The following is a 26,884-nucleotide window of genomic DNA, read 5'->3' on the forward strand; positions in this document are numbered from 1 at the left end:
AAGTAATGTCTCAAAAAGTCGCATATGTAACTGGTGGTATGGGTGGTATTGGTACCGCTATTTGTCAGCGTTTAGCTAAAGATGGTTTTTTGGTGATTGCCGGCTGTGGCCCAAATTCACCGCGTAAGGACCGTTGGATTGGCGAGCAAAAAGTTTTGGGCTATGACTTTATTGCTTCTGAAGGTAATGTATCTGACTGGGATAGCACTGTTGCCGCCTTTGAAAAGGTTAAGGCTGAAGTTGGTCGTGTCGATGTCTTGGTTAACAATGCTGGCATCACCCGTGACAGCGTTTTCCGCAAAATGACACCGGATGCCTGGAAAGCAGTGATTGATACCAACTTGAACTCCTTGTTTAACGTTACTAAACAGGTGATTGATGGCATGGTTGAAAACAATTGGGGTCGTGTAATTAACATTTCCTCTGTGAATGGACAAAAAGGTCAATTTGGCCAAGCAAACTATTCCACAGCTAAGGCTGGATTGCATGGCTTCACCATGGCTCTAGCGCAAGAAGTAGCTACCAAGGGCGTTACTGTAAATACAGTTTCTCCTGGTTATATCGGTACCGATATGGTTAAAGCCATTCGCGAAGATGTTCTTGAAAAGATTGTTTCTGGCATTCCAGTCAAGCGTTTAGGTACGCCGGATGAGATTGCTTCAATCTGCTGCTGGATTGCTTCTGAAGATGGTGGCTATGCTACTGGTGCAGACTTCTCATTGAACGGTGGTATTCACACTGGTTAATATTGCACTGCAGCAATTATGCAGTCCTTGCAGTAGGCAACACAGCGTATTTACCTTTTGGTCAAACAAAGGCTAAACTACGCTGATGTTGCGATGCAGTAAAGAGTAAGGAAAATAAATGGTTACCCGCGCTAAACGAGCTGGCGAAGATCGGCTCATCAAGAAGTACCCAAATCGTCGTCTATACGATACGCAGACAAGCACCTATGTCACTTTGTCTGACATTAAGAGCTTAGTCATGGCGAGTGAAGTATTCAAGGTTGTTGACGCTAAAACGGATGAAGATTTAACGCGCAACATCTTGCTGCAAATTATTCTTGAAGAAGAGGCTGGTGGCGCGCCAGTGTTCTCCACTCAAATGCTTTCGCAAATCATTCGCTTCTATGGAAACTCCATGCAAGGCTTGATGGGCAACTATCTTGAAAAGACAATGCAATCTTTTGTGGATATTCACAACAAGCTTGGAGATCAAACCAAAGGACTTGGTGCGGGCAGTACTCCAGAAGCTTGGTCACAGATGATGAATCTGCAAAATCCCCTCATGCAAGGCTTGATGGGTAATTACATGGAACAAAGCAAAGATCTTTTTATCAAAATGCAAGAGCAAGTACAAGGCTCGCAAAATATCTTTGGAAACTTTCCATTCTCACCTCAGCCCAACAAAACTGAAAAAGAATAGTTGTGGCTGGAAAAATTGGATTTGTATCCTTAGGCTGTCCTAAGGCGCTTGTAGATTCTGAGCTTATCCTGACGCAACTAAGCGCAGAAGGATATGAGACCGCCAAAGATTATTCTGGCGCCGATCTCGTGGTCGTCAATACCTGTGGCTTTATCGATTCAGCAGTGGAAGAGAGTCTCTCTGCCATTGGTGAGGCACTAGCAGAAAACGGCAAGGTCATTGTGACTGGTTGTTTGGGAGCCAGAAAAAATGCCGACGGCAGCGATCTCATTTCTAGCATTCACCCTAAAGTGCTTGCTGTTACAGGGCCGCACGCAACTGCGGAAGTAATGCAAGCAATTCATTTGCATCTACCTAAGCCGCATGACCCATTTATTGATTTAGTTCCGCCAGCTGGTGTGAAGCTCACGCCAAAGCATTACGCCTATCTCAAAATCAGCGAAGGTTGTAACCATCGATGTACTTTTTGCATCATTCCGAATATGCGGGGCGATTTAGTGTCGCGGCCGATTGGCGATGTATTGCTTGAGGCTAAACGATTATTTGAGTCTGGCGTAAAAGAATTACTAGTTGTCTCGCAAGACACTAGCGCTTATGGTGTTGATATTCAATACCGCACCGGCTTTTGGGATGGCAAGCCCGTTAAAACCAAAATGTTTGATTTGGTTAATGCCTTAAATCAAATTGCACGCGAACATCAGGCTTGGGTACGATTGCATTATGTCTATCCCTACCCACATGTAGACGATGTACTGCCTTTGATGGCTGAGTTCTCAGAGTATGGCTATGGCGTTTTGCCGTATTTGGATATTCCGCTGCAACATGCGCATCCCGATGTTCTTAAGCGCATGAAGCGTCCAGCCAGTGGCGAAAAGAACTTAGAGCGGATCTTGGCATGGCGCGAAGCTTGTCCTGATTTAGTAGTTCGCAGCACCTTTATTGCAGGATTTCCTGGTGAGACTGAGGAAGAGTTCGATTATCTTTTGAACTTCTTAGATGAGGCTCAAATTGATCGGGCTGGTTGCTTTGCTTATTCACCTGTCGAGGGCGCTACTGCCAATCAATTGGATAACCCTGTTCCTGAAGATCTGCGGGAAGAGCGCCGTGCCAGATTTATGGCAAAAGCAGAGGAAATTTCGATTAAGCGGCTTGCTAAAAAAATAGGCAAACGCATTCAGGTCATCATTGATCGAGTAGATGACCAAGGTGGAATTGGCCGAAGCATCGGTGATGCCCCTGAAATTGATGGTTTGGTGAGGGTTTTGCCGCCTAGCAAGCCCTCTAAGCGCTATCGTGCCGGTGAAATCATCAAGGTAACTGTTATTAGCTCCCAAGGGCATGACCTAATAGCCGAAACTTGACGAATGTATTAAAAATGAGAGTTGTATTACTTATTTAGTACTAATTTAGTACAAAGTCAGCCTAATAATTAGGCTTAGCAAAGGGGATTGATATGAGTCGTGATGTCGTTGTCTTAAGTGCAGTTCGTTCCGCAATTGGTACCTTTAATGGCTCCCTCAGCAGCTTTGAGCCTTCTGAGCTCGGCGGCATTGTGATGAAAGAAGCGGTAGCCCGCTCAGGTGTTGATCCAGCACTGATTAATTACGTTACTGTCGGAAATACCATTCCTACAGATAGTCGTTACGCCTATGTTGCTCGCGTCGCATCCATTCAAGCTGGCTTGCCAATGGAATCCGTAGCAATGGCATTGAATCGTTTATGCAGCTCTGGCTTGCAAGCGATTGTGACCACTGCACAGCAAATTATGTTGGGTGACTGTGATTACGGAGTTGGCGGTGGTGTTGAAGTGATGTCACGCGGTATGTATGGCTCACCAGCCATGCGCAGTGGTGCTCGTATGGGCGATACCAAGATGCTCGACTTGATGGTTGCTGTATTGACTGATCCATTTGGTGTTGGTCATATGGGTGTTACAGCAGAGAACCTTGTTGAAAAATGGAAGCTTACTCGTGAAGAGCAAGACGCACTGGCGGTTGAATCTCATCGTCGTGCTGCTCATGCAATTAAAGAAGGTCGTTTCAAATCTCAAATCGTTCCTATTACGATTAAGTCTCGTAAGGGCGATGTAGTTTTTGATACTGACGAACATTGCAAGCCAGAAACCACAATGGAAACATTGGGCAAGATGAAGGCCGTGTTCAAAAAAGAAGGTGGTTCTGTTACGGCTGGTAATGCATCAGGTATTAATGACGGCGCTGCGTTCTTTGTATTGGCGGATGCTGAAACAGCCAAGAAAGCTGGTCACAAGCCGATTGCACGCTTGGTATCTTATGCAGTTGCTGGTGTACCAAACCACATCATGGGCGAAGGTCCTATTCCTGCAACTAAGATTGCACTTGAGCGTGCTGGTCTTACATTAGATCAAATTGACGTAATTGAATCTAATGAAGCTTTTGCTGCGCAAGCGCTGGCCGTTACTAAAGGTTTGGGTTTAGATCCAGCTAAGACAAACGTCAATGGTGGTGCAATTGCTTTAGGTCACCCAATTGGTTGCTCAGGTGCTGCGATTGCTACTAAAGCTATTCATGAGTTACATCGCGTTCAAGGCAAATATGCTTTGGTAACCATGTGTATCGGTGGTGGCCAAGGTATTGCGACAATTTTTGAGCGTCTATAAGCGTGTCAATAGACGCGTCACTATTACCCTGATCTCTTGGGTAAAAGCTTAAGAGATCAGCAGTAAAGCAGCATCTAAGCCGACTCGGTCAAAAGCCGCGTCGGCTTTTTCTTTGACGACAGGTTTAGCTTGATAGGCAATGCTAATACCTGAGCCATTCATCATGATGAGATCATTGGCGCCATCGCCCATGGTGATGGCGTTGGCTTTAGTACAACCAAGACGAGCACAAGCTTCATCCAAGTGGGCGGCCTTAGCCGCACCATCAACAATATCGCCAATCACTTGACCGGTTAGCTTGCCATCAATGATTTCCAGAGTGTTGGCTTGAGTTTGCTTAAAACCTAATTGCTGTTGGAGTTTTTCTGTGAAGAAGGTAAATCCGCCAGAAACAAGAAGCGTATAAATGCCGCGCTCGTTTGCTCCGGCTAAAAGCTCTGCAGCCCCAGGGTTGGGTCGTAATCGTTCACGATAAACTGACTCAAGTGCGGCGGCATTTACCCCCTCTAAAAGGGCAACCCGTCTTCTTAAGCTTTCCTTAAAATCTTTAATCTCACCACGCATAGTAGCTTCGGTAATTTCAGCAACGGCAGATTTTTTCCCTGTGAAGTCAGCAATCTCATCAATGCATTCAATATTGATGAGTGTGGAATCCATATCCATGGCTAGTACACGAATATCTCGCGCTATGAGATCTGGTTTCAAAAAACAGAGGTCAACATTAAAGTTTGCAGCAATAGCGCGCAGTTGCTCGCGTTGGTTTATGTCGAGGTGGGCACTGGATTCGAAGCGCTCAGAATAATAGCTACCATTTCCTATTTGACCGCCAATCGAGTGCAAGGAAACGCCAAAGGTCAGGGCATGATCTTTTAATGAAAAGATGAGCTTCTCCGCGATTGGATCTCTAGATAGAGCTACAAGGGCTTGGTGTTTAGACATGACTTAATAATAATCGGATGGTTAGCTTACTTTTGCAGTGCTCAGTACCGCGGATTCATTGAGGCGTCGCAAGATATTGCGAATAGCATCTAGGCGTTGCTCTAGCTTCTCAAACTCACGCTCTTTCTGAGGGAGTACTTTTAACTTATCTTGGCCATTGAGTTGGATATATTTTGAAGACTGGATTAGCTGAATAATCTTCATCGGATCAATGGGTGGATTTGGGATAAATTGAATTTGTATTGAGGCAGGCGTCGCATCAATTTTTTTAATTCCAAACCCAGCCATTTCAAGTCGCAAGCGGTGAGTCTCATAAAAAGACTTAGCTTGGTCTGGTAGGTCGCCAAAGCGATCAACCAACTCTTCACGTAAGCCCATTAATTCAGAGAAGTCATTGGTGCCAGCAAAGCGCTTATAAAGAGATAAGCGCTCGTGCACATCGGGACAATAGTCCTCTGGAAGGAGGGCTGGAACCCCAAGATTGACGTCGGTAGTTGCTTGCAATGGCGAAAGCAGGTCTGGCTCTTTGCCACTGCGAAGCGATTTGACTGCACGATTGAGCATCTCGGTATAAAGCTGAAAACCAATCTCATGGATTTCACCGGATTGTTTATCACCCAAAACTTCGCCAGCACCACGAATCTCCAAGTCATGCATGGCTAAATAGAATCCGGAGCCAAGTTCTTCCATTGCTTGGATGGCATTGAGACGCAACTGCGCTTGCTTGCTAAGCGCTTCAGGATCGGGCACCAGTAAATATGCATAAGCCTGGTGATGTGAGCGACCTACACGACCGCGTAATTGATGCAATTGAGCCAGACCAAATTTATCGGCGCGATGCATGATGATGGTATTGGCTGTTGGAACGTCGATACCCGTTTCAATAATCGTAGTACACAGCAAGATATTGGTACGTTGAGTAACAAACTCACGCATGACGGATTCCAGCTCACGTTCATGCATTTGGCCGTGAGCCACGCTAATACTAGCCTCAGGAATAAGCTCTTGTAATGCGTGTTTACGATTCTGAATCGTTTCTACTTCGTTATGTAAGAAATAGACTTGCCCACCACGTTTAATTTCTCGAAGGACGGCTTCACGAATAATGCCGTCACCCTCGCGCCTGACAAAGGTCTTAATCGCTAGACGCTTCTGTGGCGCAGTAGCAATGATTGAGAGCTCACGTAAACCTTCCATTGCCATGCCAAGCGTTCTTGGAATAGGCGTTGCAGTCAGAGTCAGAATATCGACTTCTGCGCGCAGTGCTTTAAGAGCATCTTTTTGTCGAACGCCAAAGCGATGTTCTTCATCAACAATGACTAAGCCCAAATTAGCAAATCGAGTCTCTTTGGAGAGCAGCTTATGCGTACCAATAATGATGTCAGCCTCTCCTTTTGCGATGGCTTCTAGAGCTGCATTAATCTCTTTCGTGGTTTTAAAACGCGAGAGCTCAACAATCCGTACTGGCCAATCTGCAAAGCGATCCTTCCATGTGGCTACGTGCTGTTCTGCAAGAAGAGTGGTCGGGGCCAGAATGGCAACTTGCTTTCTACCCATAACGGCTACAAAGCTGGCGCGCAATGCGACTTCGGTTTTTCCAAAGCCAACATCACCACAAACTAAGCGATCCATTGGTGTGCCACTAGTCATATCTCCAATAACCGCAGCAATCGCATTGGCTTGGTCTGGGGTTTCTTCAAAGCCGAAGCTTTCTGCAAAAGCAGCATAGTCATGGGCTGAAAATTCAAAAGCATGACCCTTGCGTATGGCTCTAGCTGCGTATAGAGCTAGAAGTTCTGCGGCAGTATCGCGAATTTGTTGTGCCGCTTTACGCTTAGCTTTATCCCACTGTCCGGAGCCTAGTTGATGTAAAGGGGCCGAGTCTGGGTCGGAGCCTGCGTAGCGTGTCACCATCTGCAACTGCTGCACGGGAACGTATAAGGTAGCCTGACCTGAATATTGAAGATGTAGGAATTCTTCAAAAACAGGCGCTTCTTTTGGAGGCGCTAGATTCAGTAGGACCAGTCCTTGGTAGCGCCCGATACCATGCTCTGCATGCACTACAGGATCGCCGATCTTGAGCTCAGAGAGATCCTTAAACAGCATGTCAGGGTCGGCATTCTCATTTGCTTTGCCTTTACGTCGCTGTCTTGCTGTGGTGGTGAATAATTCTGCTTCAGTAATGACAAGCAAATTTTCTGCTGGCCAAGAAAATCCATTGAAGAGTGGGGCAGTTACTAGGCCAAATAAAGAATTGCTTTTAATAAACTCGGCAATGCTATCAAAGCCTTCTGGTTTTAAGGGGTGGAGTGGTTTGCCATCCTGACCAGCAACCGAATTACTCTCATCAAAGAGTTGTCGTATGGATTCCTTGCGTCCGGCACTATCACTGCACACTAGTACACGAACCTTTTCTGATGCCACTACTTTGCGAAGAAGGTTGATAGGGTCGGCATCACGACGATGAACTGCAATATCAGGAACTGCGAGGAATTGACTCTTCTCTGTGGCGTCCTTTTCGAGTGTTAGTCGTGCGTACGGTTTGGAGGTGGTGAAGAATTCATCGACATCAAGAAATAATTCTTTTGGCGGAAGAATGGGGCGATCAAGATCATGTTTAAGGAACTCATAGCGAGAAAGCGTATCTTTCCAAAAGCCTTTGATGGTTTCTTCTACATCACCAATGCTTACTAACCAAACAGGATCGCCTGAGCGAGGAAAGTAATCAAAGAGATTGGATTGTTCTTCAAAGAAAAGAGGCAAGTAGGATTCAATCCCTGCACTTGGTATTCCCAAATTAGCATCTTTGTAAATGGAGCAGCGGCTTGGATCGCCTTCAAAAACCTCTCTCCAACGACCTCTAAATGCAGTGCGAGAGGCATCGTCAAAGGGAAACTCATGTCCGGGCAGGAGGCGAATTTCCTTGACGGGATAGAGGCTACGCTGAGTGTCAGGATCAAAGGCGCGAATTTGCTCAATCTCATCACCAAATAAATCCAGGCGGTAGGGTAGATTGGATCCCATGGGAAATAAATCAAACAAGCCGCCACGAATACTGTATTCACCGGGACGCATCACGGCACTCACGGGGTCATAGCCAGCTTGTTGTAGTTGAAGCTTTAAGGCAGCCTCGTTAAGCTTATCTCCCTGCCTAAAGAAAAAGGTGTGACCAGATAAAAAATTAGGAGGGCCCAGTCTTTGCAATGCGGTGGTAACTGGGACTAAAACAATGTCGCAACTTCCATTGAGTAATTCATAGAGGGTTGCAAGTCTTTCTGAGACCAAATCCTGATGAGGGGAAAAATGGTCGTAAGGAAGAATCTCCCAATCGGGGAGTAACCGTGCTTTTAATTGCGGTGCAAATGCAGGAATTTCATCTACAAGTCGCTGTGCTTCCTGTGCTTGTGCGCAAAAAATCACCATGACCGAAAACTGACTGCGATAGCGTAGGGCGGTTTGAGCGATGAGAGCGGCATCTGCCGAGCCGATTAGACCTGAAAAGGTAAAGCGCTGCCCAGCCCGGGGTACGGGTATGGGGGCTGCTAGATTTAATGCGTCAGACATCTACGCTCATTATAGAATCAGACATGGATTCTGGAAATCAATCTAAAAAGAAGTGTCATGCACTACTACCTACGGCAGGCACAGGCTCTCGTTTGGGCGGAGAATTGCCCAAACAGTTTCAGGAGTTGTCTGGTAAACCTATGCTCTCTTATGCTCTAGGGGCATTTAAGGAAACACCTCAGATTGACTCCATTTGGATCGGTGTGAGCCCAGGTTTTATCGAGCATCCCATATTGCAGACTATTGCTAAGACTGGGGCAAATATTCATGTTGTTCCGACAGGCGGTCCAACCCGTCAAGAAACTGTTCGGAATACTTTGGCTGCAATGATGAAGTCGGGCATTGCTGAAGATGACTGGATACTGGTCCATGATGCGGCCCGGCCGGGGATTACCCCCTCACTCATTGCGAAGTTAATTGGCTCAGTGCAAAGTTCTCATGTTGGCGGTATCTTGGCTGTACCACTGGCCGATACCTTAAAGCAGGCGGATCTTGATTCAGTGGTTGCTGGAAACATCCCGCATGCCGAGAGAACCATTCCACGCAAGCATCTTTGGCAAGCACAAACCCCCCAGATGTTTGGTTTAAAGCAGCTGCATGAAGCGCTTGAGAATGCCATTCGCCTTGAGGCCGACATTACCGATGAGGCTAGCGCAATTGAATTGGCTGGAGCTAAACCTTTGTTAATTGAGGGTGCTGCACGTAACTTTAAGGTGACTCACCCAGCAGATTGGGAATTAATGCAACTGCTCTTAAGTTCAAGCGCTAAATAAATGAGGGCTCCAATATGACTCAAAGCAATTCCCATATTCCGCAATTTCGTATTGGTCAGGGTTACGATGTTCACGCATTGGTTTCTGATCGAAAGCTGATTCTGGGAGGCGTCCATGTCCCCTTTGAAAAGGGCCTATTAGGACATTCTGATGCTGATGCCTTATTGCATGCTTTAACAGACGCCTTATTGGGCGCTGCAGGCTTAAATGATATTGGGCAGCTATTTCCGGATACCGATCCCCAATTTAAGGATATGGATAGTCGAATTCTGCTCCGGGCGGCCTTGCAAAAGATTCAGGCAGCAGGGTTTCAGATCGGCAATGTGGATGCCACCATCATTTGCCAAAAGCCCAAATTAGCGGATTTTTTACCAGAAATGGTCCGCAATATTGCCGCTGATTTGGCTGTGACCCCCAGCCACGTCAATCTTAAGGCTAAGACCAATGAATCGCTGGGCCATTTAGGTAGAGGCGAGGGTGTCGCTGTCCATGCAGTAGCTTTGCTCTTCAAGGCCTAAAAGATTCTCTAAAACCCTAGGCATTGTAGAATTACGGTCTTTAGAGTGAAGTCTAGGCTTGGCAGTTTGCGGATATTTGCGAGGATGGCGAAATTGGTAGACGCACCAGGTTTAGGTCCTGACGCCAGAAATGGTGTGGGGGTTCGAGTCCCCCTCCTCGCACCACAAGATTGCTACTTGGCTTGGACTTCACATTTCCAGATCTTCAATTAAGAGACGAGAATGGCTGTGCAGATAGAAAATTTAGGTTCACTAGACCGCAAAATGACTTTGGAGTTCGCTCGTGCCGATTTGGCTAAAGCGCGCGAATCCCGTTTGGCTCACGTTGGTAAGACCATGAAAATGGCAGGCTTCCGTCCAGGCAAAGTTCCAAAGAATATCGTTGAAAAACAACACGGCATGCAAGTGGACTTTGAACTCCAGTTTGATAAAGCCTCTGAACTTTTTTATGATCAAGCTCAAAAAGAAGGCTTGGCCTTAGCTGGCCAACCACGTCTTGAGCCAAAGAGTGAGCTCGATGCCGACAAGATTGTGTTTGATGCTTTCTTTGAAGTTTTGCCTGAAGTGAAGATTGGCGACTTTAGCAGTGCAGAAGTTACTAAGTACACAACAGATATTGGCGAAGCTGAAATTGATCGTGCCTTAGATGTATTGCGCAAGCAGCAAGTTCATTACCATGCGCGCGGTGAGGCTGGTGCCCACGGCGACGGAGGCTCTAATACTGCAGCACAAAACGGTGACCAAGTTGTGATTGATTTTGTTGGCAAGATTGATGGGGTTGAGTTTGCTGGTGGTAAAGCAGAAAACTTTGAATATGTTTTGGGCGAAGGTCGCATGCTTCCTGAGTTTGAAGCTGCAACTTTAGGTCTCAAAGTGGGCGAAAGCAAATCATTCCCTTTAAGCTTCCCAGCGGATTACCACGGCAAAGATGTTGCCGGTAAAACTGCCGAGTTCACTATTACTGTGAAATCCGTTAACTGGCCACACCTGCCAGCTGTTGATGACGCGTTTGCGTTGTCATTAGGTGTAGCTGAAGGTGGCGTTGCCAAAATGCGCGCTGAAGTTAAAGAAAATTTAGATCGTGAAGTGAAGCGTCGCATCACTGCTTTGTTGAAAAATGAAGTAATGGAAAAGCTTAACGGCTTATGTGAACTTGATGTTCCTAAATCTTTGGTTGCTTCTGAGCAAGAACGTTTGGCCGAAGGTGCGCGCCAAGATCTGATTCAGCGCGGTGTTCCAAATGCGAAAGATGCTCCTATTCCTGCTGAGATCTTTGCAGAACAAGCTACTAAGCGTGTTCGTCTTGGTTTGATCTTGGGTGAGTTGGTGAAGAAACAAAACTTGGCTGCTACTGTTGATCAAATTAAAGCTGAAATCGATGAGCAGGCTGCTACCTACGAAGATCCAAAAGAAGTTGTACGTTGGTTCTATAGCAACCCAAGTCGCTTAAAGGATATCGAGAACCTCGTGCTTGAAGACAACGTGATTAAGTATTTCACATCCCAGGCTAAGGTAAGCGATAAAGCAATTACCTTTGAAGAGCTCAGCAAGCTAAACTAATTTATTCAATAAGTCATCCATTTACCCACAAGAGGTTTCAAAATGATCTATAACCATTCTCAGTCTGAAAATCTAGAACCTAAAGGCTTGGGCTTGGTTCCAATGGTGATTGAAACCTCTGGTAGAGGTGAGCGTGCTTACGACATCTACTCTAGATTGTTGCGTGAGCGGGTTGTTTTCTTGGTTGGCGAGGTCAATGATCAAACTGCCAATTTGGTTATTGCGCAGCTATTGTTTCTTGAGAGCGAAAATCCAGACAAAGAGATTTCTTTGTATATCAACTCTCCAGGCGGATCTGTTTCTGCCGGCTTAGCTATTTACGACACCATGCAATTCATTAAGCCTCATGTCAGCACATTGTGTATGGGTATGGCTGCTAGTATGGGCGCATTTTTATTGTGTGCTGGCGAAAAGGGTAAGCGTTATGCCTTGCCGAACTCGCGGGTCATGATTCACCAGCCGCTGGGTGGTGCGCGTGGTCAGGCGTCTGATATCGAGATTCAAGCCCGTGAGATTTTGTATCTTCGTGAACGACTTAACAAAATTTTGTCTGACCGTACTGGTCAAACAATTGAAACGATTGCCAAGGATACTGATCGCGATAACTTTATGTCTGCAGAGCAAGCTCGTGAATACGGCTTGATCGATAAAGTTATTGAGAAGCGTCCCTAATTCGTAACAGAAATATATTGAGCCCATTTTGAGCGATACCAACACTACTAATTCAGCAGATAAAGTTCTGTATTGCTCTTTTTGCGGCAAAAGTCAGCATGAAGTTAAAAAATTAATCGCCGGCCCATCTGTATTTATTTGCGACGAGTGTATTGATCTTTGTACCGACATTATTCAAGAAGAAATCGCTAAGCTTCCTAAGGAAGAGGGTGATGATTCATTACCAACGCCCCACCAAATTCGCGAGAACTTAGATCAATATGTGATTGGTCAGGAGCACGCCAAAAAAACACTAGCTGTTGCTGTCTATAACCATTACAAGCGCTTACAGTATTTGCCTAAGCCTAAAAAAGAGAAGTTAGATAAAGACGGTAAGCCAGTAGAAAGTGCAGATAAAAAAGAATCTAAGCTTCCAGCTAAGGCGATGGTGGATGGTGTGGAGCTGGCAAAGAGCAATATTCTCTTGATTGGCCCTACAGGTTCAGGCAAAACTCTACTAGCTCAGACCTTGGCTCGTATGCTCGATGTGCCATTTGTAATGGCTGATGCAACCACCCTTACTGAAGCAGGATATGTAGGTGAGGATGTTGAAAATATCATTCAAAAATTATTGCAAGCTTGCGACTACAACGTAGAAAAAGCGCAACGAGGCATTGTCTATATCGATGAGATCGATAAGATTTCACGCAAGTCAGATAACCCATCCATTACTCGTGATGTATCGGGTGAGGGTGTGCAGCAAGCGCTATTAAAGCTAGTTGAAGGCACCATGGCTTCTGTGCCGCCACAAGGTGGTCGCAAGCATCCTAACCAAGACTTCTTGCAAGTTGACACTACCAACATTTTGTTTATTTGTGGCGGTGCATTTGATGGCTTGGAAAAAGTGATTCAGCAGCGCACTGCTAAGACCGGTATTGGATTTAACGCAACCGTTCCCGGTAAGGATGATCGCGGAGTTAGCGATCTTTTAATTGAGGTTGAGCCCGAAGATCTGATCAAGTTTGGCTTGATTCCAGAGTTAATTGGTCGCCTCCCGGTTGTTGCTACTTTGGCGCAACTGGATGAAGAGGCTTTAATTCAGATTCTGACTGAGCCTAAAAACGCTTTAGTGAAGCAATATCAGGCGCTTCTCACCATGGAAGGCTCTGAGCTTGAAGTGCGTCGCGAAGCTCTGTCAGCGATTGCTAAAAAGGCAATTGCCCGTAAAACTGGTGCTCGTGGCCTTAGATCCATCCTCGAAGGTTCTTTGATGGATGTGATGTATGACCTGCCGTCACTCAAGAATGTGCAAAAGGTAGTGATCGACGAAAGCAGCATTGCTGCTGGCGGAAAACCACTTTTGGTCTACAAACAGGATGCCGATCAGACGGATTTGAGCAAAAAAGCCTAATTTCTTAGGGTTTTCGCTATTTTTGGGGCATTTTTGCCCCATTTTTGTCTTTTTACCCCTTGTTTTTCTCTAAAGCCTACCCATATAGGTAGTATGCTACTCATGAATAATGTCTGTATTTAGTGGCTCAGAAATTTGACCGCTACTAATTGAGACTTTTGAGGATTGATAACTTTGGAGGATTTGCCCCATGCCTGGCCACTTATTACTACCCTCTGAACCGATTCAACTACCTTTACTCCCATTACGGGACGTAGTTGTCTTCCCCCATATGGTGATCCCGCTGTTTGTGGGTCGCCCAAAATCGATTAAAGCCCTCGAGGCTGCGATGGAAACGGGTAAAAACGTCCTGCTAGTAGCCCAAAAAACGGCCGCTAAGGATGAGCCTGTCATTGAAGACCTTTATGAGGTTGGCTGCATTGCCAATATTTTGCAGATGCTGAAGTTGCCTGACGGCACTGTAAAAGTGCTCGTTGAGGGTGTGCAGCGTGCAGAAGTAAGTCAAATAGAAGATAGTCTTGGTTACTTCAATTGCGAAGCAACTCCAGCACCGATTAATGCGATCGATGCCCATGAAACTGAGGCTTTGCGTCGTGCGATCATGGCGCAGTTTGACCAATACGTAAAACTAAATAAAAAAGTACCGCAGGAGATTCTCTCCTCATTAGGCGGCATTGATGATCCAAGTCGATTGGCCGACACCATCTGTGCACATTTGCCAGTAAAACTTGAGCAGAAACAACGCTTGCTCGAAATGATGGATGTTGTTCAGCGTTTAGAGAGCTTGCTTGCCGATCTCGAGAGCGAGATCGATATTCTGCAAGTCGAGAAGCGGATTCGTGGACGCGTTAAGCGTCAGATGGAAAAGAGTCAACGCGAGTACTACTTGAACGAACAAGTCAAAGCGATTCAGAAAGAGTTAGGCGAAGGTGAGGAGGGTGCAGATCTCGAAGAACTTGAGAAGCGCATTAAAGCCGCACGCATGCCTAAGGAAGCGTTGAAAAAAGCGGAATCTGAGTTGAAGAAACTCAAGCTGATGTCGCCAATGTCTGCAGAGGCCACCGTTATCCGTAACTTTATTGATACCTTAGTCAATCTGCCTTGGAAGAAGAAAACCAAGATTAACAACGACCTCACTAATGCTGAAAAAGTATTGGATGAAGATCACTACGGCTTGGATAAAGTCAAAGAGCGCATCTTGGAGTACCTCGCAGTTCAACAACGCGTTGATCGTGTTAAGGCCCCCATTCTTTGTTTGGTAGGCCCACCTGGTGTTGGTAAGACATCCTTAGGTCAATCTATTGCACGCGCAACCAACCGTAAGTTTGTACGTATGGCTTTGGGTGGCGTGCGTGATGAATCCGAGATTCGTGGTCACCGTCGTACCTATATAGGCTCGATGCCTGGCAAGATTTTGACTAGCCTTACTAAAGTGGGCGTTCGCAATCCTTTGTTCCTCTTGGATGAAGTAGACAAGATGGGTATGGACTTCCGCGGAGACCCTGCTAGTGCCTTGTTGGAAGTATTAGATCCTGAGCAAAACCACACATTCCAAGATCACTATGTTGAAGTTGACTTTGATCTTTCTGATGTGATGTTCGTAGCGACCTCGAATTCTTTAAATATTCCAGGTCCGCTCTTAGATCGTCTTGAGATTATTCGTTTGGCTGGTTATACAGAGGATGAAAAAACTAGTATTGCAGTTAATTATTTGATTCCAAAACAAATCAAAAATAACGGCTTGAAAAAAGACGAACTCAAGATTGAAGATAGTGCTGTACGAAGCATGATTCGCTATTACACCCGCGAGGCTGGCGTGCGTTCTTTAGAGCGCGAAATTAGTAAGATTTGCCGTAAGGTAGTCAAACTGTTGCTCTTGAAGAAAGAGGCTGTGCCTATCGTTGTGAATGCGGATAACTTGGAGAAATTCCTATCCGTTCGCATGTATGACTTTGGTTTGGCTGGTAAAGAGAATCAAGTTGGACAAGTAACAGGATTGGCATGGACTGAGGTTGGCGGTGATTTGCTCACGATTGAAGCTGCTGTGATGTCAGGTAAGGGTGTGATTACTCGTACCGGCTCTATTGGTGACGTCATGAAGGAGTCCGTTGAAGCAGCTCGCACCGTGGTTCGATCTAGAGCTAAACGCCTTGGTATTGCTGATGATTCATTTGAGAAGAAGGATATTCATATTCACTTCCCGGATGGCGCAACTCCTAAAGACGGTCCATCTGCAGGTATCGCTATTACAACGGCTTTAGTTTCCGTTCTTACTGGAATTCCTATTCGCTCTGATGTTGCTATGACAGGTGAAATTACTCTGCGTGGAGAGGTTTTACCTATCGGCGGATTAAAAGAAAAGCTCTTAGCTGCTCATCGGGGCGGTATTAAGTTGGCCTTAATCCCAGAGGAAAACGTTAAGGATCTAATTGATATTCCGGATAACGTCAAAAATGCAATCGAGATTATTCCCGTACGCTGGATTGATAAGGTTTTGGAATTGGCGTTAGAGCGTATGCCAGAAGCTTTGTCAGATCCTACGCCTGAAGAGTTGGCCAAAAAGGCTGCTGAAGCCAGTAAGGCTATTGAAAAGGGGTCATCTGCAGACGTTCTTAAGCATTGATAATCAGGTGATTTTTCGCTTAATGTTCCACATCTAATGGGGTTCATTCAGCGGAAAATCCACCTTAAATCCACGCTTAGGTTACAATCTTAGCTGTAATATTTTGGGGCGCTTAGCTCAGTTGGTAGAGCGTCTGCCTTACACGCAGAATGTCGGGAGTTCGAGCCTCTCAGCGCCCACCAAATTATTACCTTCAATTTTCTTTGCGCCTACTCAGGCATTTCAATACCCAGCAGCTACACCCCTAGTACACTCGTGGTATTGATATTTTTTACTAGCGAATCTTTACATGTTTGATACCGTCCGTAAGCACCAACGAATTCTGCAGCTTGTATTACTGCTCTTGATCGTTCCGTCTTTTGCATTTTTTGGAATCTCAAGCTATTCCAGTTTTCTAGATAAAGAGACTGATCTCGTCAAAATCAATGGCAAGCCGATTACTGCTCAAGAGGTAGATTCTGCTGCAAAACGTCAAGCGGAGCGTGTTGGTGGGAATGCGCAGATCGCTCAAAGTCTACAATTTAGACAGGCTATTCTCAATGAGTTATTGCAGCAGCGTATTCTGGGATTTGCTGTAAATAATTTACATCTGCAGGTTGGTAAAGATGCTCTTGTAAAGAGCTTACAAAATATTCCACAGATTCGTGCCCTCTACAAACAAGACGGTAGTTTTGATGACGCACGATTCAAACAGTTATTGGCTAGCAACGGTTTGAATGAAGAGCAGTTTTATGCAAGTCAGGCATATGATTTAAAGATTGGTCAATTCGTTAACTCTGTAGCGCGTACTGAAATTGGTAGCCCAAAGTTATCTGAAATTGTTTCAACGCTATATGAAGCTGAGCGACAAGTACAAGCCCTATCCTTTGATGCCAAAGATTATTTGTCCAAGGTAAGCCCTTCCCAAGAAGATCTTCAGACTTTCTATAACAGCAACGCCAAGCTCTTTGAGAGTCAGGAATACGTTGATGTTGAATACATTGTTCTTAAAGCAGACCCCAAAGAAGACGCCAAAGTATTTAGTGAAAAAGCAGATCAATTTGCCAATATGACTTATGACCAGTCAGATAGCCTTAAGCCAGCTGCTGATAAATTAAAGTTGAATGTACAAACACAAAAGGGCGTCACTCGCTTTGGTGCAACAGGTGTGGCAAAAGATCACCCATTAGCCAATCCAAAAGTAGTTCAAGCATTGTTTGGCGATGAAGCTGTTAAGAACAAACGTAACATTGAAGCGGTACAGACATCTCCTGGTATTTTTGTTTCTGCTCGAGTGATCACTTTTCACCCTGCGCAAATTTTGCCGTACAAAGATGTTGCCGCAGAGGTCAAGCGACAAGTTTCTCAACGCATGGCTGAGAAGCTTGCGGTAAATGCTGCTGCTGAACGTTACGCTGCATTGGAAAAGGACCCTAAAAGCACTGCTGGATTTGCTAGCCCTACTTGGGTTTCTCGTAATAAGCCTGGAAACTTAGTTGGCGGAGCGCTAGATGATGTGATGTCCATCAATCCCGATAAATTTCCTGCACTTGTATCCGTTCAAAACCCCGGCATTGGCACGATCCTTTATCGCATTGACCAAGTGCGCCAACCCACAGGGTTGGATGCAAAGGTGCATAAAGCGCAAGCTCAACAGATTCAGGCACTTGCTGCTCAGTCTGAATTCGCAGGTTTTATGGCTTACTGGCGTGATGTGGCTGGCGTTAAGGTGATTAACCCCCTGAAGCCTCCATCCTCTAGCTCAGGTAGTTAAGCTTAGGAGCTGGAGGCGCTTCCAAGTTCATTATTTACTTTTAAGCATTATTTGATATGGGGCCATGGCGTCCCATACGTTTTTGTAGAGTATGACTTGCGCTTTTTCATTGGGATGCATGCGATCAGCTTGAAACAACGTGAGTTCAGAGGCAACACCCTTTAGAAAGAAGGGGAGTAGCTGAACTTGCTCTTGACGAGCCAGCTTTGGAAATAATTCCTGAAATTGCTTGGTGTAATCATGTCCATAGTTTGGTGGAATTTGCATGCCAAATATGAGAACTTTTGCTCCAGAGTTCTTGCTCATCTGAATCATCTTACGTAAATTGTTTTCTGATTCCCTTATTGATAGCCCACGCAATGCATCATTTGCTCCTAGCTCCAAAAGAACAATTCCTGGCTTCTTTTGCTCTAAGAGCCTTGGCATTCTAGACAAGCCACCAGCACTTGTTTCGCCGCTAATGCTGGCATTAAAAATGATCCAAGGACTAGCGTCCCTGTGTAGCCGATCCTCTAGAAGCCTTACCCAGCCAGTCCCACGCGCTAAGCCATATTCTGCGGAAAGACTGTCACCCATCACTAAAATAGTAGCGTTCGTCTGGGCCTGTGTGCCAAAGGGAATAAACAGGCAAAATAGAGCAAATGCCATTGATATGGCTCTTAGTTTTCTACTCAAGAAGCTCAACCAAATAATTTGATTCATTTATGAGTATTCCAGTAAAGGTCCTTAGTGCGATACACCTAGGTAAACACGTTTTATCTAGCGATGGATCCTTAACTATTTTGCACGACATTAGCTTTGATGTCTGTGAGGGCGAAAGTATTGCTATAACAGGCGCCTCTGGCTCTGGGAAAAGTACTTTGCTTGGTCTCTTAGCGGGCTTGGATACTCCAACTAGCGGGCATGTTGAATTAGACAAACATAACCTGAACCAGTTAGATGAGGATGGACGGGCTAAGTTACGGGGTCAAAAGGTGGGATTTGTATTTCAATCCTTTCAATTGCTCCCACATTTAACAGCCCTTGAAAATGTGATGCTTCCAGCTGAGCTCAATGGCCTAAAAATGGCCAAAGAAAATGCGCTGTTATGTCTAGAGCAAGTGGGTTTAGGTGATCGTGCCAATCATTTCCCCAAAACCCTCTCCGGCGGGGAGCAACAGCGGGTTGCCCTAGCAAGGGCCTTCATCATGAAACCTGCCATTCTTTTTGCAGATGAGCCCACTGGCAGTCTGGATGAGGTTAGTGGAAACCGTGTTATTGAGCTACTTTTTGAGCTAAATCGGGCCAACCACTCAACCCTTGTTTTGGTGACCCATGACCAGACCTTGGCTGATCGGTGTCAGCGGCAATTACACCTTCAGGGCGGACGATTGCTGTAGGCAAAACCTTATAATCTAGGGATGTCTTTTTTCCACTTTTTGCCTGGCGCTGATGCGCTTTCCCCCTTCCGCCAACAGCGACTTTTAGCTACTTTGGCAGCACAAGGGGTTGATCTTGAGTCTATCGAAGCTCAATACATCCATTTCATCTGGTCTGATGCTGAGCTTAGCTCTCGCAATCAAGAGATTTTGGCTAGCTTGTTGACCTACGGTCAGCCTTTTCATTCCAAAATCAACCCAGGTAAGTCTTGGTTTGCAAAAGATAAGTCAGAGGGGCAGGGCGCTATCGTCATTCCTCGGCTGGGAACAGTTTCTCCGTGGGCAAGTAAAGCCACGGATATTGCCCGTCAATGCAATCTAGATATTCTGCGTCTTGAGCGTGGCGTTCAATTTGCTTGGAAAAGTAAAAAAGCACTTACCGCAGACCAAAAACAATTCGTGCTCGCAGCAGTTCATGATCGAATGACTGAGGCGGTGATTGAGTCAATTGAAGGCGCTAATGCGCTATATCAATCTTTAGAAGATAGGCCTTTGGCCCGCATCCTTGTGATGACTGAGGGTAGAGCGGCCCTAGATAAGGCCAACCAGGAATTGGGTCTTGCCTTATCCGATGATGAGGTTGCATACCTTGCAGAAAATTTTACTCGACTGCAACGCAACCCATCTGATGTTGAGTTGATTATGTTCGCACAGGCAAATAGCGAGCATTGCCGTCACAAGATTTTTAATTCTAGCTGGACGATTGATGGCGACGATCAAGAGCGTTCTTTGTTCGCCATGATTCGCAATACCCACCAATTGCAACCGGAAGGAACGATTGTTGCTTATTCCGATAACTCAGCCGTTATGGTTGGTTGTGAGGCAGAAACTTGGGTACCTCAGGGCGACCATCACCGCTATGAAAAAGATACACGCTTAGTTCACACTTTAATGAAGGTGGAGACTCATAACCACCCAACAGCGATTGCTCCATTTCCTGGAGCATCTACAGGTGCTGGTGGTGAGATCCGTGATGAGGGTGCAACTGGCATAGGCGGACGCCCTAAAGCGGGCCTTACCGGCTTCTCAGTCTCAAATCTGAACATTCCTGGCACTGACCTTCCTTGGGAGGGCGAGCAATACGGTAAGCCTGAACGTATTGCTACCCCATTACAAATCATGATTGATGGTCCATTGGGTGGGGCGGCATTTAATAATGAATTTGGTCGTCCAATCTTGGGCGGGTATTTCAGGGTCTTTGAGCAAACTTTAGATGGCACGCGTCGCGGTTATCACAAGCCCATCATGATTGCTGGTGGTATCGGTAGCATCGATTCTATTCATACTGAGAAAAAAGCAATTCAATCAGGGCATCTATTGATTCAACTTGGTGGTCCCGGCATGCGCATTGGCATGGGCGGAGCTACTGGCAGTTCTGTAGCAACCGGTACCAATACTGCTGATCTTGATTTTGATTCTGTACAACGTGGCAATCCTGAAATGGAACGCCGCGCTCAAGAAGTGATCAACGCATGTCGCGCTTTAGGTGACAATAATCCAATCGTTTCTATTCATGACGTCGGCGCAGGCGGATTGTCTAATGCCTTCCCTGAGCTTGCTGATGGTGCTGGGCTAGGTGCAAAATTTAAATTGCGCAACGTGCCCCTTGAAGAAAGCGGGATGAGTCCTGCAGAGATTTGGTGCAATGAGTCTCAAGAGCGTTATGTTCTAGCAATTGATCAAAAAGATTTAAACCTCTTCAAGTCTTTTTGCGAACGTGAGCGCTGTCCCTTTGCGGTAGTGGGTGAAGCAACTGCAGAACGTCAATTGCAATTAAGTGACTCAAAGCAAGCTCCTAACGATGATGCAGCCTTACCAATTGATATGCCTATGGAAGTATTGCTAGGTAAACCTCCAAAGATGCATCGCAATGTCACAAGGGTGGCACAAGAATTTAAAGAATTGGATGTTACTGATGCTGACCTAGCACAATCGATTGCCTGGGTGCTACAACAACCTACTGTAGCTAGCAAATCATTCTTGATTACGATTGGCGACCGGACTGTGGGTGGTTTGAATGCTCGAGATCAGTTTGTCGGCCCATGGCAGGTTCCTGTAGCTGATTGTGCTGTCACCTTGATGGATTACAGGGGTTATCGTGGCGAGGCAATGTCGATGGGGGAGAGAGCTCCATTAGCAGTGATCGATGCTCCGGCTGCAGCCCGAATGGCGGTAGGTGAAGCAATCACCAATCTCTTGGCTGCAGATATATCTAGTTTGGAAAGTGTAAAACTCTCTGCTAACTGGATGGCAGCATGTGGTGCTCCCGGTGAAGATGCCAAGTTGTATGACTCTGTCAAAGCAATAGGGATGGAATTGTGCCCAGCTCTTGGCGTCTCGATTCCAGTTGGTAAAGATTCTTTGTCAATGTCTACCGCATGGCAAGTTGGTAACGAAGCCAAAAAAGTGGTTGCTCCAGTTTCCTTAATTATTTCTGCTTTTGCATCAGTGCAGGATGCACGTAAAACTTTAACTCCTCTTTTGAAGTTAAAGGCTAAGGATGGCTCTCCTCAGGAGACCGAACTTATTCTGATTGACCTGGGTCGTGGCAAGAATCGTATGGCTGGCAGTATTTTGGCCCAAGTGCTCGATCAATCTGGAAAGTTGGCTCCCGATATTGATCATCCTGAAGATCTCAAAGCATTGGCTGCTGCGATTATTCAGTTGCGTAACGAAGATAAGCTCTTGGCCTATCACGACCGCTCAGATGGTGGTTTACTGGCATGCGCTGCTGAAATGGCTTTTGCTTCCCACTGTGGAATTTCGCTAAACGTAGACATGATTGCGATGGATGTAGGGCAAGAGCCTGATTATGGCGATGCTAAAAATTGGGCACAACAGATATCTGGTCGTCGCCATGAGCAAACCATGCGTGCTCTATTTAATGAAGAGTTGGGCGCAGTGATTCAGGTTCGTAAAGCTGATCGCGATGCCGTATTTGCAGTATTGAGAAAATTAGGCTTAAGTGCGTTTAGCCATGTAATTGGGAAGCCAAATACAAATGGCCGTATAGAAATTTGGAGTGATGCCAAAAATATATTTGCTGAACCACGTGAGTTACTGCAAAAGTTGTGGACGAACACCAGCTATCAAATTGCGCGTCTTCGTGATAATCCTGCTTGTGCCGATAGTGAATTTTCATTATTGGACAACGTAGCTGATGTGGGCATGAGTCCAAAGCTGACTTTTGATGCATCAGAAGATATAGCGGCACCTTATATTTCTAAAAATGCACGACCTAAAGTGGCAATCTTGCGCGAGCAAGGTGTTAATTCCCACGTAGAGATGGCGTATTCCGTTAATTGGGCTGGATTCGATAGTTACGACGTCCATATGTCTGATCTGCTTAGCGGCAAAGCGAAGCTAGATGACTTTAGGGGTTTGATTGCTTGTGGTGGCTTTAGTTATGGGGATGTATTAGGTGCTGGTGAAGGCTGGGCTAAGACCATCTTATTTAATCAGCAATTACGTGATCAGTTTTCAGCATTCTTTAATCGCCAAGAGAGTTTTGCATTAGGTGTTTGCAACGGCTGTCAAATGATGAGCAATCTTTCCGGAATTATTCCAGGTGCAGAAGCTTGGCCCAAATTTACCCGTAATCAATCAGAGCAATACGAGGCTCGCTTGGTGATGGCAGAAGTCATGGCTTCTCCATCAATCTTTACACAAGGTATGGAAGGCAGCCAGATTCCTATTGCTATTGCCCACGGCGAAGGATTTGCCAACTTTAGTCAACAAGGCAATTTAGAGCAGATCCAAAATGGTGGCTTGGCTTCATTCCGTTTTGTAGATCACCAAGGAAATCCAACTGAAACCTATCCGATGAATCCCAATGGATCGCCTGGAGGATTGACTGGCGTTACTACGCCAGATGGTCGCTTTATGGTCATGATGCCGCACCCAGAGCGTGTTTTTAGAGCTGCACAGATGAGCTGGTGCCCACCAGAATGGCTTGATACGCCTGATGGTGCAAGCCCATGGTTGCGTCTATTCCGTAATGCTCGTCGTTGGGCTAATTAAGTTGTCTACCGAAGAGCTAATGGAGGCAGTTACTTTTTCTGAAAGTGGCGGTATTCGCTATCTTCATTTTGGTACCGAATTAATTCAGGGGGCAATGCGTTTGCGTGACCCCGATGAGATTTACCTCGAGTACAACCAGCAAATGATGGCTTGGTTACTATTTTTAGAGACAAAGCCTGGGATGCGGATTGCGCAACTTGGCCTAGGCACGGGGGCGCTAACCAAGTTTCAGCATCGTTATTGCCCTGCTGTTAAAACTACCGTGGTGGAACTAAATCCAGCGGTAATTGTTTCTGCCAGATCGATGTTTTTTACACCTGACGATGATCGCAGACTTGAAACTCTGCAAACTGATGCCAAATTTTTTGTTCAAAACAAAAAATATACGGAACAGTTTGATGCAGTTCAGGTGGATTTATATGATGCGATCTGTGATGGACCATCAGCGAGCTCCTTAGATTTCTATAAAGGTTGCTACAACCTTCTTAAGGGGCCGGGAGTGATGACGGTAAATCTTTTTTCAAGGCATAAGAGCTTTGACTTGAACCTCAAGAACATCTGTGAAGCTTTTGATAATAGGGTTCTTTTATTTCCTGAGTCCCATGATTGCAACGTTGTGGCGATTGCGTTTAAGGGTCCTAAACTTGAGGCGGAGTGGAAGGATGTGTCCAAGAGAGCAAAACTCATTCTTGAAAAGACAGGCCTTCCAACGAACAAGTGGATTTCTGGGATTAGTCGTGAAAATGCCCGCCAAGAGAATAAGCTTTCGATTTGAGGTAAGCCGAGATTCTAGAAAAGAAAAAGGCGATCATTAGATCGCCTTTTTTTGTTTCCTCGGCCCGGTTAAAGACTGAGGCTTATAGCCAATTAAACCGTTACAGTATCTGCAACATCGCTAAATGACTTGAGCTTGTCAAAACTCATGTATTTATAAACTTCACCAGCTTTAGAATCGAGAGCCTTTACTTGCTCCAAATATTCTGCAGGAGTAGGTAGGCGACCCAAGAGGGCGGCAACAGAGGCCAGCTCAGCAGAAGCTAAATACACGCGAGTATCAATACCTAAGCGATTAGGGAAGTTCCGTGTTGAGGTCGATACAGCTGTTGAGCCCTTGCGGATCTGCGCTTGGTTGCCCATGCAAAGTGAACAGCCTGGGCTTTCCATGCGGGCACCAGCTGCGCCTAACATGCCGTAGTAACCTTCTTCCATCAAAACCATAGCGTCCATTTTGGTTGGAGGTGCAACCCATAAACGGGTTGGCATATCTTTCTTGCCTTGCAATACCTGACCAGCCGCACGGAAGTGACCGATATTGGTCATGCATGAACCAATAAACACTTCATCAATCTTATCGCCAGCAACTTCTGACAATACTTTGACGTCATCTGGATCGTTAGGGCATGCAAGGATAGGTTCTTTGATTTCATCGATATTGATTTCAATGATCTCTGCATAGTCAGCATTCGCATCAGCCTTGAGAAGTTGTGGATTAGCAATCCAAGCTTCCATCGCTTTGATGCGGCGGCCAAGGGTGCGCTTATCTTCGTAACCATTAGCAATCATCCACTTCATCAAAGTGATATTAGATTGCATGTACTCAATAATCGGCTCTTTATTTAGGTGAACTGTGCAGCCACCTGCTGAGCGCTCAGCAGAAGCATCAGATAATTCAAATGCTTGCTCAACTTTCAGATCGGGTAGACCTTCAATCTCAAGAATACGACCTGAGAAAATATTCTTCTTACCTTGTTTTTCAACAGTCAACAAACCTTTTTTGATTGCATACAAAGGGATTGCATTTACGAGATCACGCAAGGTGATGCCTGGCTGCATCTTGCCTTTGAAACGTATCAATACAGACTCCGGCATATCCAATGGCATCACCCCAGTCGCGGCCGCGAAAGCAACTAAGCCAGAGCCCGCAGGAAAGGAAATACCAATTGGGAAACGTGTATGGCTATCGCCACCAGTTCCACAGGTATCCGGCAGGAGTAAGCGATTCAACCAGCTATGGATCACGCCATCACCTGGACGCAAGGCAACACCACCGCGATTCGTCATGAATGGTGGCAACTCATGTTGAGTGCGAATATCTACAGGCTTAGGATAGGCAGAGGTGTGACAGAACGACTGCATTACGAGATCAGAAGAGAAGCCAAGGCAAGCCAAGTCTTTTAACTCATCACGGGTCATAGGACCTGTGGTGTCTTGTGAACCAACAGTAGTCATATGCGGCTCGCAGTAAGTACCAGGGCGAACGCCTTGGCCTTCTGGTAAGCCACATGCGCGACCAACCATCTTTTGAGCCAAACTAAAGCCTTTTTTGTTATCCACGGGATTAACGGGTAAGCGGAATTCTGTAGAAGCAGGCAAACCAAGAGCAGCACGTGCTTTAGCAGTTAGTCCACGACCAATAATCAGAGGAATACGACCACCAGCACGCACTTCATCCAAAATCACTGGAGATTTCAATGAAAAGTTAGTGATTTCGTTACCATTTTTAAATACTTTACCTTCGTATGGGCGCAGTTCAATTTCATCGCCCATATTCATCTGGGAAACATCGAGCTCAATTGGTAATGCGCCTGAATCTTCCATCGTGTTGAAGAAGATAGGGGCAATATTCGTCCCTAAGCACACGCCACCAAAACGCTTGTTTGGTACAAAGGGAATATCTTGACCCGTCCACCAGAGAACTGAGTTCGTAGCGGATTTACGTGAAGAACCTGTACCAACCACATCACCAACGTAGGCAATTTGATTGCCTTTTTTCTGGAGGGCGGCAATTTGTTTCATTGGGCCGCGAACACCAGTCTCATCAGGCTCAATGCCAGGACGAGGGTTCTTGAGCATGATCGTGGCATGCAGTGGAATATCAGGACGACTCCAGGCATCTGGTGCAGGGGAGAGATCGTCGGTATTCGTTTCACCGGTTACCTTGAAAACAGTGAGTTTCATGCTTTCTGGAACTGCAGGACGGCTAGTAAACCACTCAGCATTTGCCCAGCTCTGCATTACGGCTTTTGCATTCGCATTGCCTTTTTCAGCAAGTTCTTGAACGTCGTTGAAGTAATCAAACATCAAGAGTGTTTTCTTGAGTGCTTCAGCAGCTGCCGCACCACATTCTGCGTCAGCAAGGAGTTCTACTAATGGTTTGATGTTGTAGCCACCAAGCATTGTTCCCAATAATTCCGTAGCGCGTACGCGAGAAATCAATGGTGATTTCTCAGTGCCTTTAGCGATTGCATCTAGAAATTCAGCCTTGACTTTTGCGGCCTCATCAACGCCCGCAGGTACTCGGTTTGTAATTAATTCCACTAGTTCAGCTTCTTTGCCAGCTGGCGGATTTTTTAACAATTTAACCAACTCAGCAGTTTGATCTTTGGTTAAGGGTAAGGCTGGAATTCCAAGAGCTGCGCGTTCGGCAACTAGGGCGTTATAGGCTTCTAACATTGTGTTTCCTATGAGGTAAAAGTGGTCAATAGAAAGGCCAAAAGGGAATTTTCTCCCGATTAGCTAAATTATAGTTGCTTATTTAAGTCTTATATAAGAGTTTAAAGCTCAAAATTGACTCCAAAATAGGGCATTAAG

General features: G+C 45.8%; 18 protein-coding genes and 2 tRNA genes. 16 read left to right on the forward strand and 4 right to left on the reverse strand.

Features of this window, described 5'->3' with window-relative positions:
* Positions 1 to 5: 5 nt before the first annotated feature.
* The 4 genes from ICN33_RS09310 (at position 6) to ICN33_RS09325 (ending at position 4,063) form a co-directional block, all read left to right on the forward strand.
* Positions 6 to 746: a 3-ketoacyl-ACP reductase gene (locus ICN33_RS09310; RefSeq protein ID WP_216196307.1), complete on the forward strand. Its 741-nt coding sequence runs from the start codon at positions 6 to 8 to the stop codon at positions 744 to 746.
* Positions 747 to 864: 118 nt separating this feature from the next.
* On the forward strand, positions 865 to 1,425 hold the full coding sequence (gene phaR, locus ICN33_RS09315) for a polyhydroxyalkanoate synthesis repressor PhaR (RefSeq protein ID WP_216196308.1): 561 nt from the start codon (positions 865 to 867) through the stop codon (positions 1,423 to 1,425).
* Positions 1,426 to 1,427: 2 nt separating this feature from the next.
* Complete coding sequence (rimO, locus tag ICN33_RS09320) at positions 1,428 to 2,786, forward strand: 30S ribosomal protein S12 methylthiotransferase RimO (RefSeq protein WP_216196309.1); 1,359 nt, start codon at positions 1,428 to 1,430, stop codon at positions 2,784 to 2,786.
* Positions 2,787 to 2,878: 92 nt separating this feature from the next.
* Positions 2,879 to 4,063 carry an acetyl-CoA C-acyltransferase family protein gene (locus ICN33_RS09325; RefSeq protein ID WP_216196310.1) on the forward strand — a complete coding sequence of 395 codons (1,185 nt, stop codon included), beginning with the start codon at positions 2,879 to 2,881 and terminating at the stop codon, positions 4,061 to 4,063.
* Between the two features lie 48 nt (positions 4,064 to 4,111).
* Here ICN33_RS09325 and serB read toward each other — a convergent pair whose 3' ends face one another.
* Together serB and mfd are read right to left on the reverse strand one after the other, a co-directional pair.
* Positions 4,112 to 5,002, reverse strand: a complete 891-nt coding sequence (serB, locus tag ICN33_RS09330) for a phosphoserine phosphatase SerB (RefSeq protein ID WP_216196311.1) — start codon at positions 5,000 to 5,002, stop codon at positions 4,112 to 4,114.
* Between the two features lie 21 nt (positions 5,003 to 5,023).
* On the reverse strand, positions 5,024 to 8,566 hold the full coding sequence (mfd, locus tag ICN33_RS09335) for a transcription-repair coupling factor (RefSeq protein ID WP_216196312.1): 3,543 nt from the start codon (positions 8,564 to 8,566) through the stop codon (positions 5,024 to 5,026).
* 23 nt (positions 8,567 to 8,589) lie between these two features.
* Here mfd and ispD point away from each other — a divergent pair, with 23 nt between their 5' ends.
* The 9 genes from ispD (at position 8,590) to ICN33_RS09380 (ending at position 17,855) form a co-directional block, all read left to right on the forward strand.
* A complete protein-coding gene (gene ispD, locus ICN33_RS09340) occupies positions 8,590 to 9,339 on the forward strand; it encodes a 2-C-methyl-D-erythritol 4-phosphate cytidylyltransferase (protein ID WP_216196313.1) in 750 nt (249 codons plus the stop codon).
* A 14-nt stretch (positions 9,340 to 9,353) separates the two neighbouring features.
* Positions 9,354 to 9,857: a 2-C-methyl-D-erythritol 2,4-cyclodiphosphate synthase gene (gene ispF, locus ICN33_RS09345; protein ID WP_216196314.1), complete on the forward strand. Its 504-nt coding sequence runs from the start codon at positions 9,354 to 9,356 to the stop codon at positions 9,855 to 9,857.
* Between the two features lie 78 nt (positions 9,858 to 9,935).
* Positions 9,936 to 10,022, forward strand: a tRNA-Leu gene (locus ICN33_RS09350).
* Positions 10,023 to 10,079: 57 nt separating this feature from the next.
* Positions 10,080 to 11,417 (forward strand): trigger factor, encoded by a 1,338-nt coding sequence (tig, locus tag ICN33_RS09355; protein WP_216196315.1) that lies wholly within the window; start codon positions 10,080 to 10,082, stop codon positions 11,415 to 11,417.
* Positions 11,418 to 11,459: 42 nt separating this feature from the next.
* On the forward strand, positions 11,460 to 12,089 hold the full coding sequence (clpP, locus tag ICN33_RS09360; RefSeq protein ID WP_216196316.1) for an ATP-dependent Clp endopeptidase proteolytic subunit ClpP: 630 nt from the start codon (positions 11,460 to 11,462) through the stop codon (positions 12,087 to 12,089).
* A gap of 28 nt (positions 12,090 to 12,117) precedes the next feature.
* On the forward strand, positions 12,118 to 13,479 hold the full coding sequence (clpX, locus tag ICN33_RS09365) for an ATP-dependent Clp protease ATP-binding subunit ClpX (protein WP_216196317.1): 1,362 nt from the start codon (positions 12,118 to 12,120) through the stop codon (positions 13,477 to 13,479).
* A 190-nt stretch (positions 13,480 to 13,669) separates the two neighbouring features.
* Positions 13,670 to 16,102 carry an endopeptidase La gene (lon, locus tag ICN33_RS09370; protein WP_216196318.1) on the forward strand — a complete coding sequence of 811 codons (2,433 nt, stop codon included), beginning with the start codon at positions 13,670 to 13,672 and terminating at the stop codon, positions 16,100 to 16,102.
* Positions 16,103 to 16,208: 106 nt separating this feature from the next.
* Positions 16,209 to 16,284, forward strand: a tRNA-Val gene (locus tag ICN33_RS09375).
* A gap of 107 nt (positions 16,285 to 16,391) precedes the next feature.
* On the forward strand, positions 16,392 to 17,855 hold the full coding sequence (locus tag ICN33_RS09380) for a peptidylprolyl isomerase (RefSeq protein WP_216196319.1): 1,464 nt from the start codon (positions 16,392 to 16,394) through the stop codon (positions 17,853 to 17,855).
* Positions 17,856 to 17,885: 30 nt separating this feature from the next.
* Here the strand turns inward: ICN33_RS09380 and ICN33_RS09385 are convergent, their stop codons facing one another.
* Entirely contained in the window at positions 17,886 to 18,503 is a 618-nt protein-coding gene (locus ICN33_RS09385) for an arylesterase (RefSeq protein ID WP_255530790.1), read from the reverse strand.
* Between the two features lie 56 nt (positions 18,504 to 18,559).
* On the opposite strand from ICN33_RS09385, the gene ICN33_RS09390 reads away from it, so the two are divergent.
* From ICN33_RS09390 to ICN33_RS09400, 3 genes are read left to right on the forward strand one after another with little or no spacing between them, the layout of a single operon-like run.
* Positions 18,560 to 19,234: an ABC transporter ATP-binding protein gene (locus tag ICN33_RS09390; RefSeq protein WP_216196321.1), complete on the forward strand. Its 675-nt coding sequence runs from the start codon at positions 18,560 to 18,562 to the stop codon at positions 19,232 to 19,234.
* 21 nt (positions 19,235 to 19,255) lie between these two features.
* A complete protein-coding gene (purL, locus tag ICN33_RS09395; RefSeq protein WP_216196322.1) occupies positions 19,256 to 23,293 on the forward strand; it encodes a phosphoribosylformylglycinamidine synthase in 4,038 nt (1,345 codons plus the stop codon).
* Positions 23,238 to 24,068 carry a spermidine synthase gene (locus tag ICN33_RS09400; protein WP_255530791.1) on the forward strand — a complete coding sequence of 277 codons (831 nt, stop codon included), beginning with the start codon at positions 23,238 to 23,240 and terminating at the stop codon, positions 24,066 to 24,068. Before purL ends, ICN33_RS09400 begins: the two co-directional genes overlap by 56 nt.
* Before the next feature lie 92 nt (positions 24,069 to 24,160).
* On the opposite strand, the gene ICN33_RS09405 is transcribed toward ICN33_RS09400, so the two are convergent.
* A complete protein-coding gene (locus tag ICN33_RS09405) occupies positions 24,161 to 26,746 on the reverse strand; it encodes a bifunctional aconitate hydratase 2/2-methylisocitrate dehydratase (RefSeq protein WP_216196323.1) in 2,586 nt (861 codons plus the stop codon).
* Positions 26,747 to 26,884: the final 138 nt, after the last annotated feature.

The sequence above is a fragment of the Polynucleobacter sp. UB-Tiil-W10 genome, assembly GCF_018881605.1.
Classification (GTDB): domain Bacteria; phylum Pseudomonadota; class Gammaproteobacteria; order Burkholderiales; family Burkholderiaceae; genus Polynucleobacter.

Bases quoted from the DNA above. Each gene is read 5' to 3' on its own strand.
- ICN33_RS09405 (WP_216196323.1), bottom strand. From the start codon at position 26,746: ATGTTAGAAGCCTATAACGCCCTAGTTGCCGAACGCGCAGCTCTTGGA.
- ICN33_RS09325 (WP_216196310.1), top strand. From the start codon at position 2,879: ATGAGTCGTGATGTCGTTGTCTTAAGTGCAGTTCGTTCCGCAATTGGT.
- lon (WP_216196318.1), top strand. From the start codon at position 13,670: ATGCCTGGCCACTTATTACTACCCTCTGAACCGATTCAACTACCTTTA.
- serB (WP_216196311.1), bottom strand. From the start codon at position 5,002: ATGTCTAAACACCAAGCCCTTGTAGCTCTATCTAGAGATCCAATCGCG.
- purL (WP_216196322.1), top strand. From the start codon at position 19,256: ATGTCTTTTTTCCACTTTTTGCCTGGCGCTGATGCGCTTTCCCCCTTC.
- ICN33_RS09385 (WP_255530790.1), bottom strand. From the start codon at position 18,503: ATGGCATTTGCTCTATTTTGCCTGTTTATTCCCTTTGGCACACAGGCC.
- ICN33_RS09310 (WP_216196307.1), top strand. From the start codon at position 6: ATGTCTCAAAAAGTCGCATATGTAACTGGTGGTATGGGTGGTATTGGT.
- tig (WP_216196315.1), top strand. From the start codon at position 10,080: ATGGCTGTGCAGATAGAAAATTTAGGTTCACTAGACCGCAAAATGACT.
- ICN33_RS09380 (WP_216196319.1), top strand. From the start codon at position 16,392: ATGTTTGATACCGTCCGTAAGCACCAACGAATTCTGCAGCTTGTATTA.
- ispF (WP_216196314.1), top strand. From the start codon at position 9,354: ATGACTCAAAGCAATTCCCATATTCCGCAATTTCGTATTGGTCAGGGT.
- ispD (WP_216196313.1), top strand. From the start codon at position 8,590: ATGGATTCTGGAAATCAATCTAAAAAGAAGTGTCATGCACTACTACCT.
- clpP (WP_216196316.1), top strand. From the start codon at position 11,460: ATGATCTATAACCATTCTCAGTCTGAAAATCTAGAACCTAAAGGCTTG.
- ICN33_RS09400 (WP_255530791.1), top strand. From the start codon at position 23,238: ATGGTGCAAGCCCATGGTTGCGTCTATTCCGTAATGCTCGTCGTTGGG.
- ICN33_RS09390 (WP_216196321.1), top strand. From the start codon at position 18,560: ATGAGTATTCCAGTAAAGGTCCTTAGTGCGATACACCTAGGTAAACAC.
- mfd (WP_216196312.1), bottom strand. From the start codon at position 8,566: ATGTCTGACGCATTAAATCTAGCAGCCCCCATACCCGTACCCCGGGCT.
- phaR (WP_216196308.1), top strand. From the start codon at position 865: ATGGTTACCCGCGCTAAACGAGCTGGCGAAGATCGGCTCATCAAGAAG.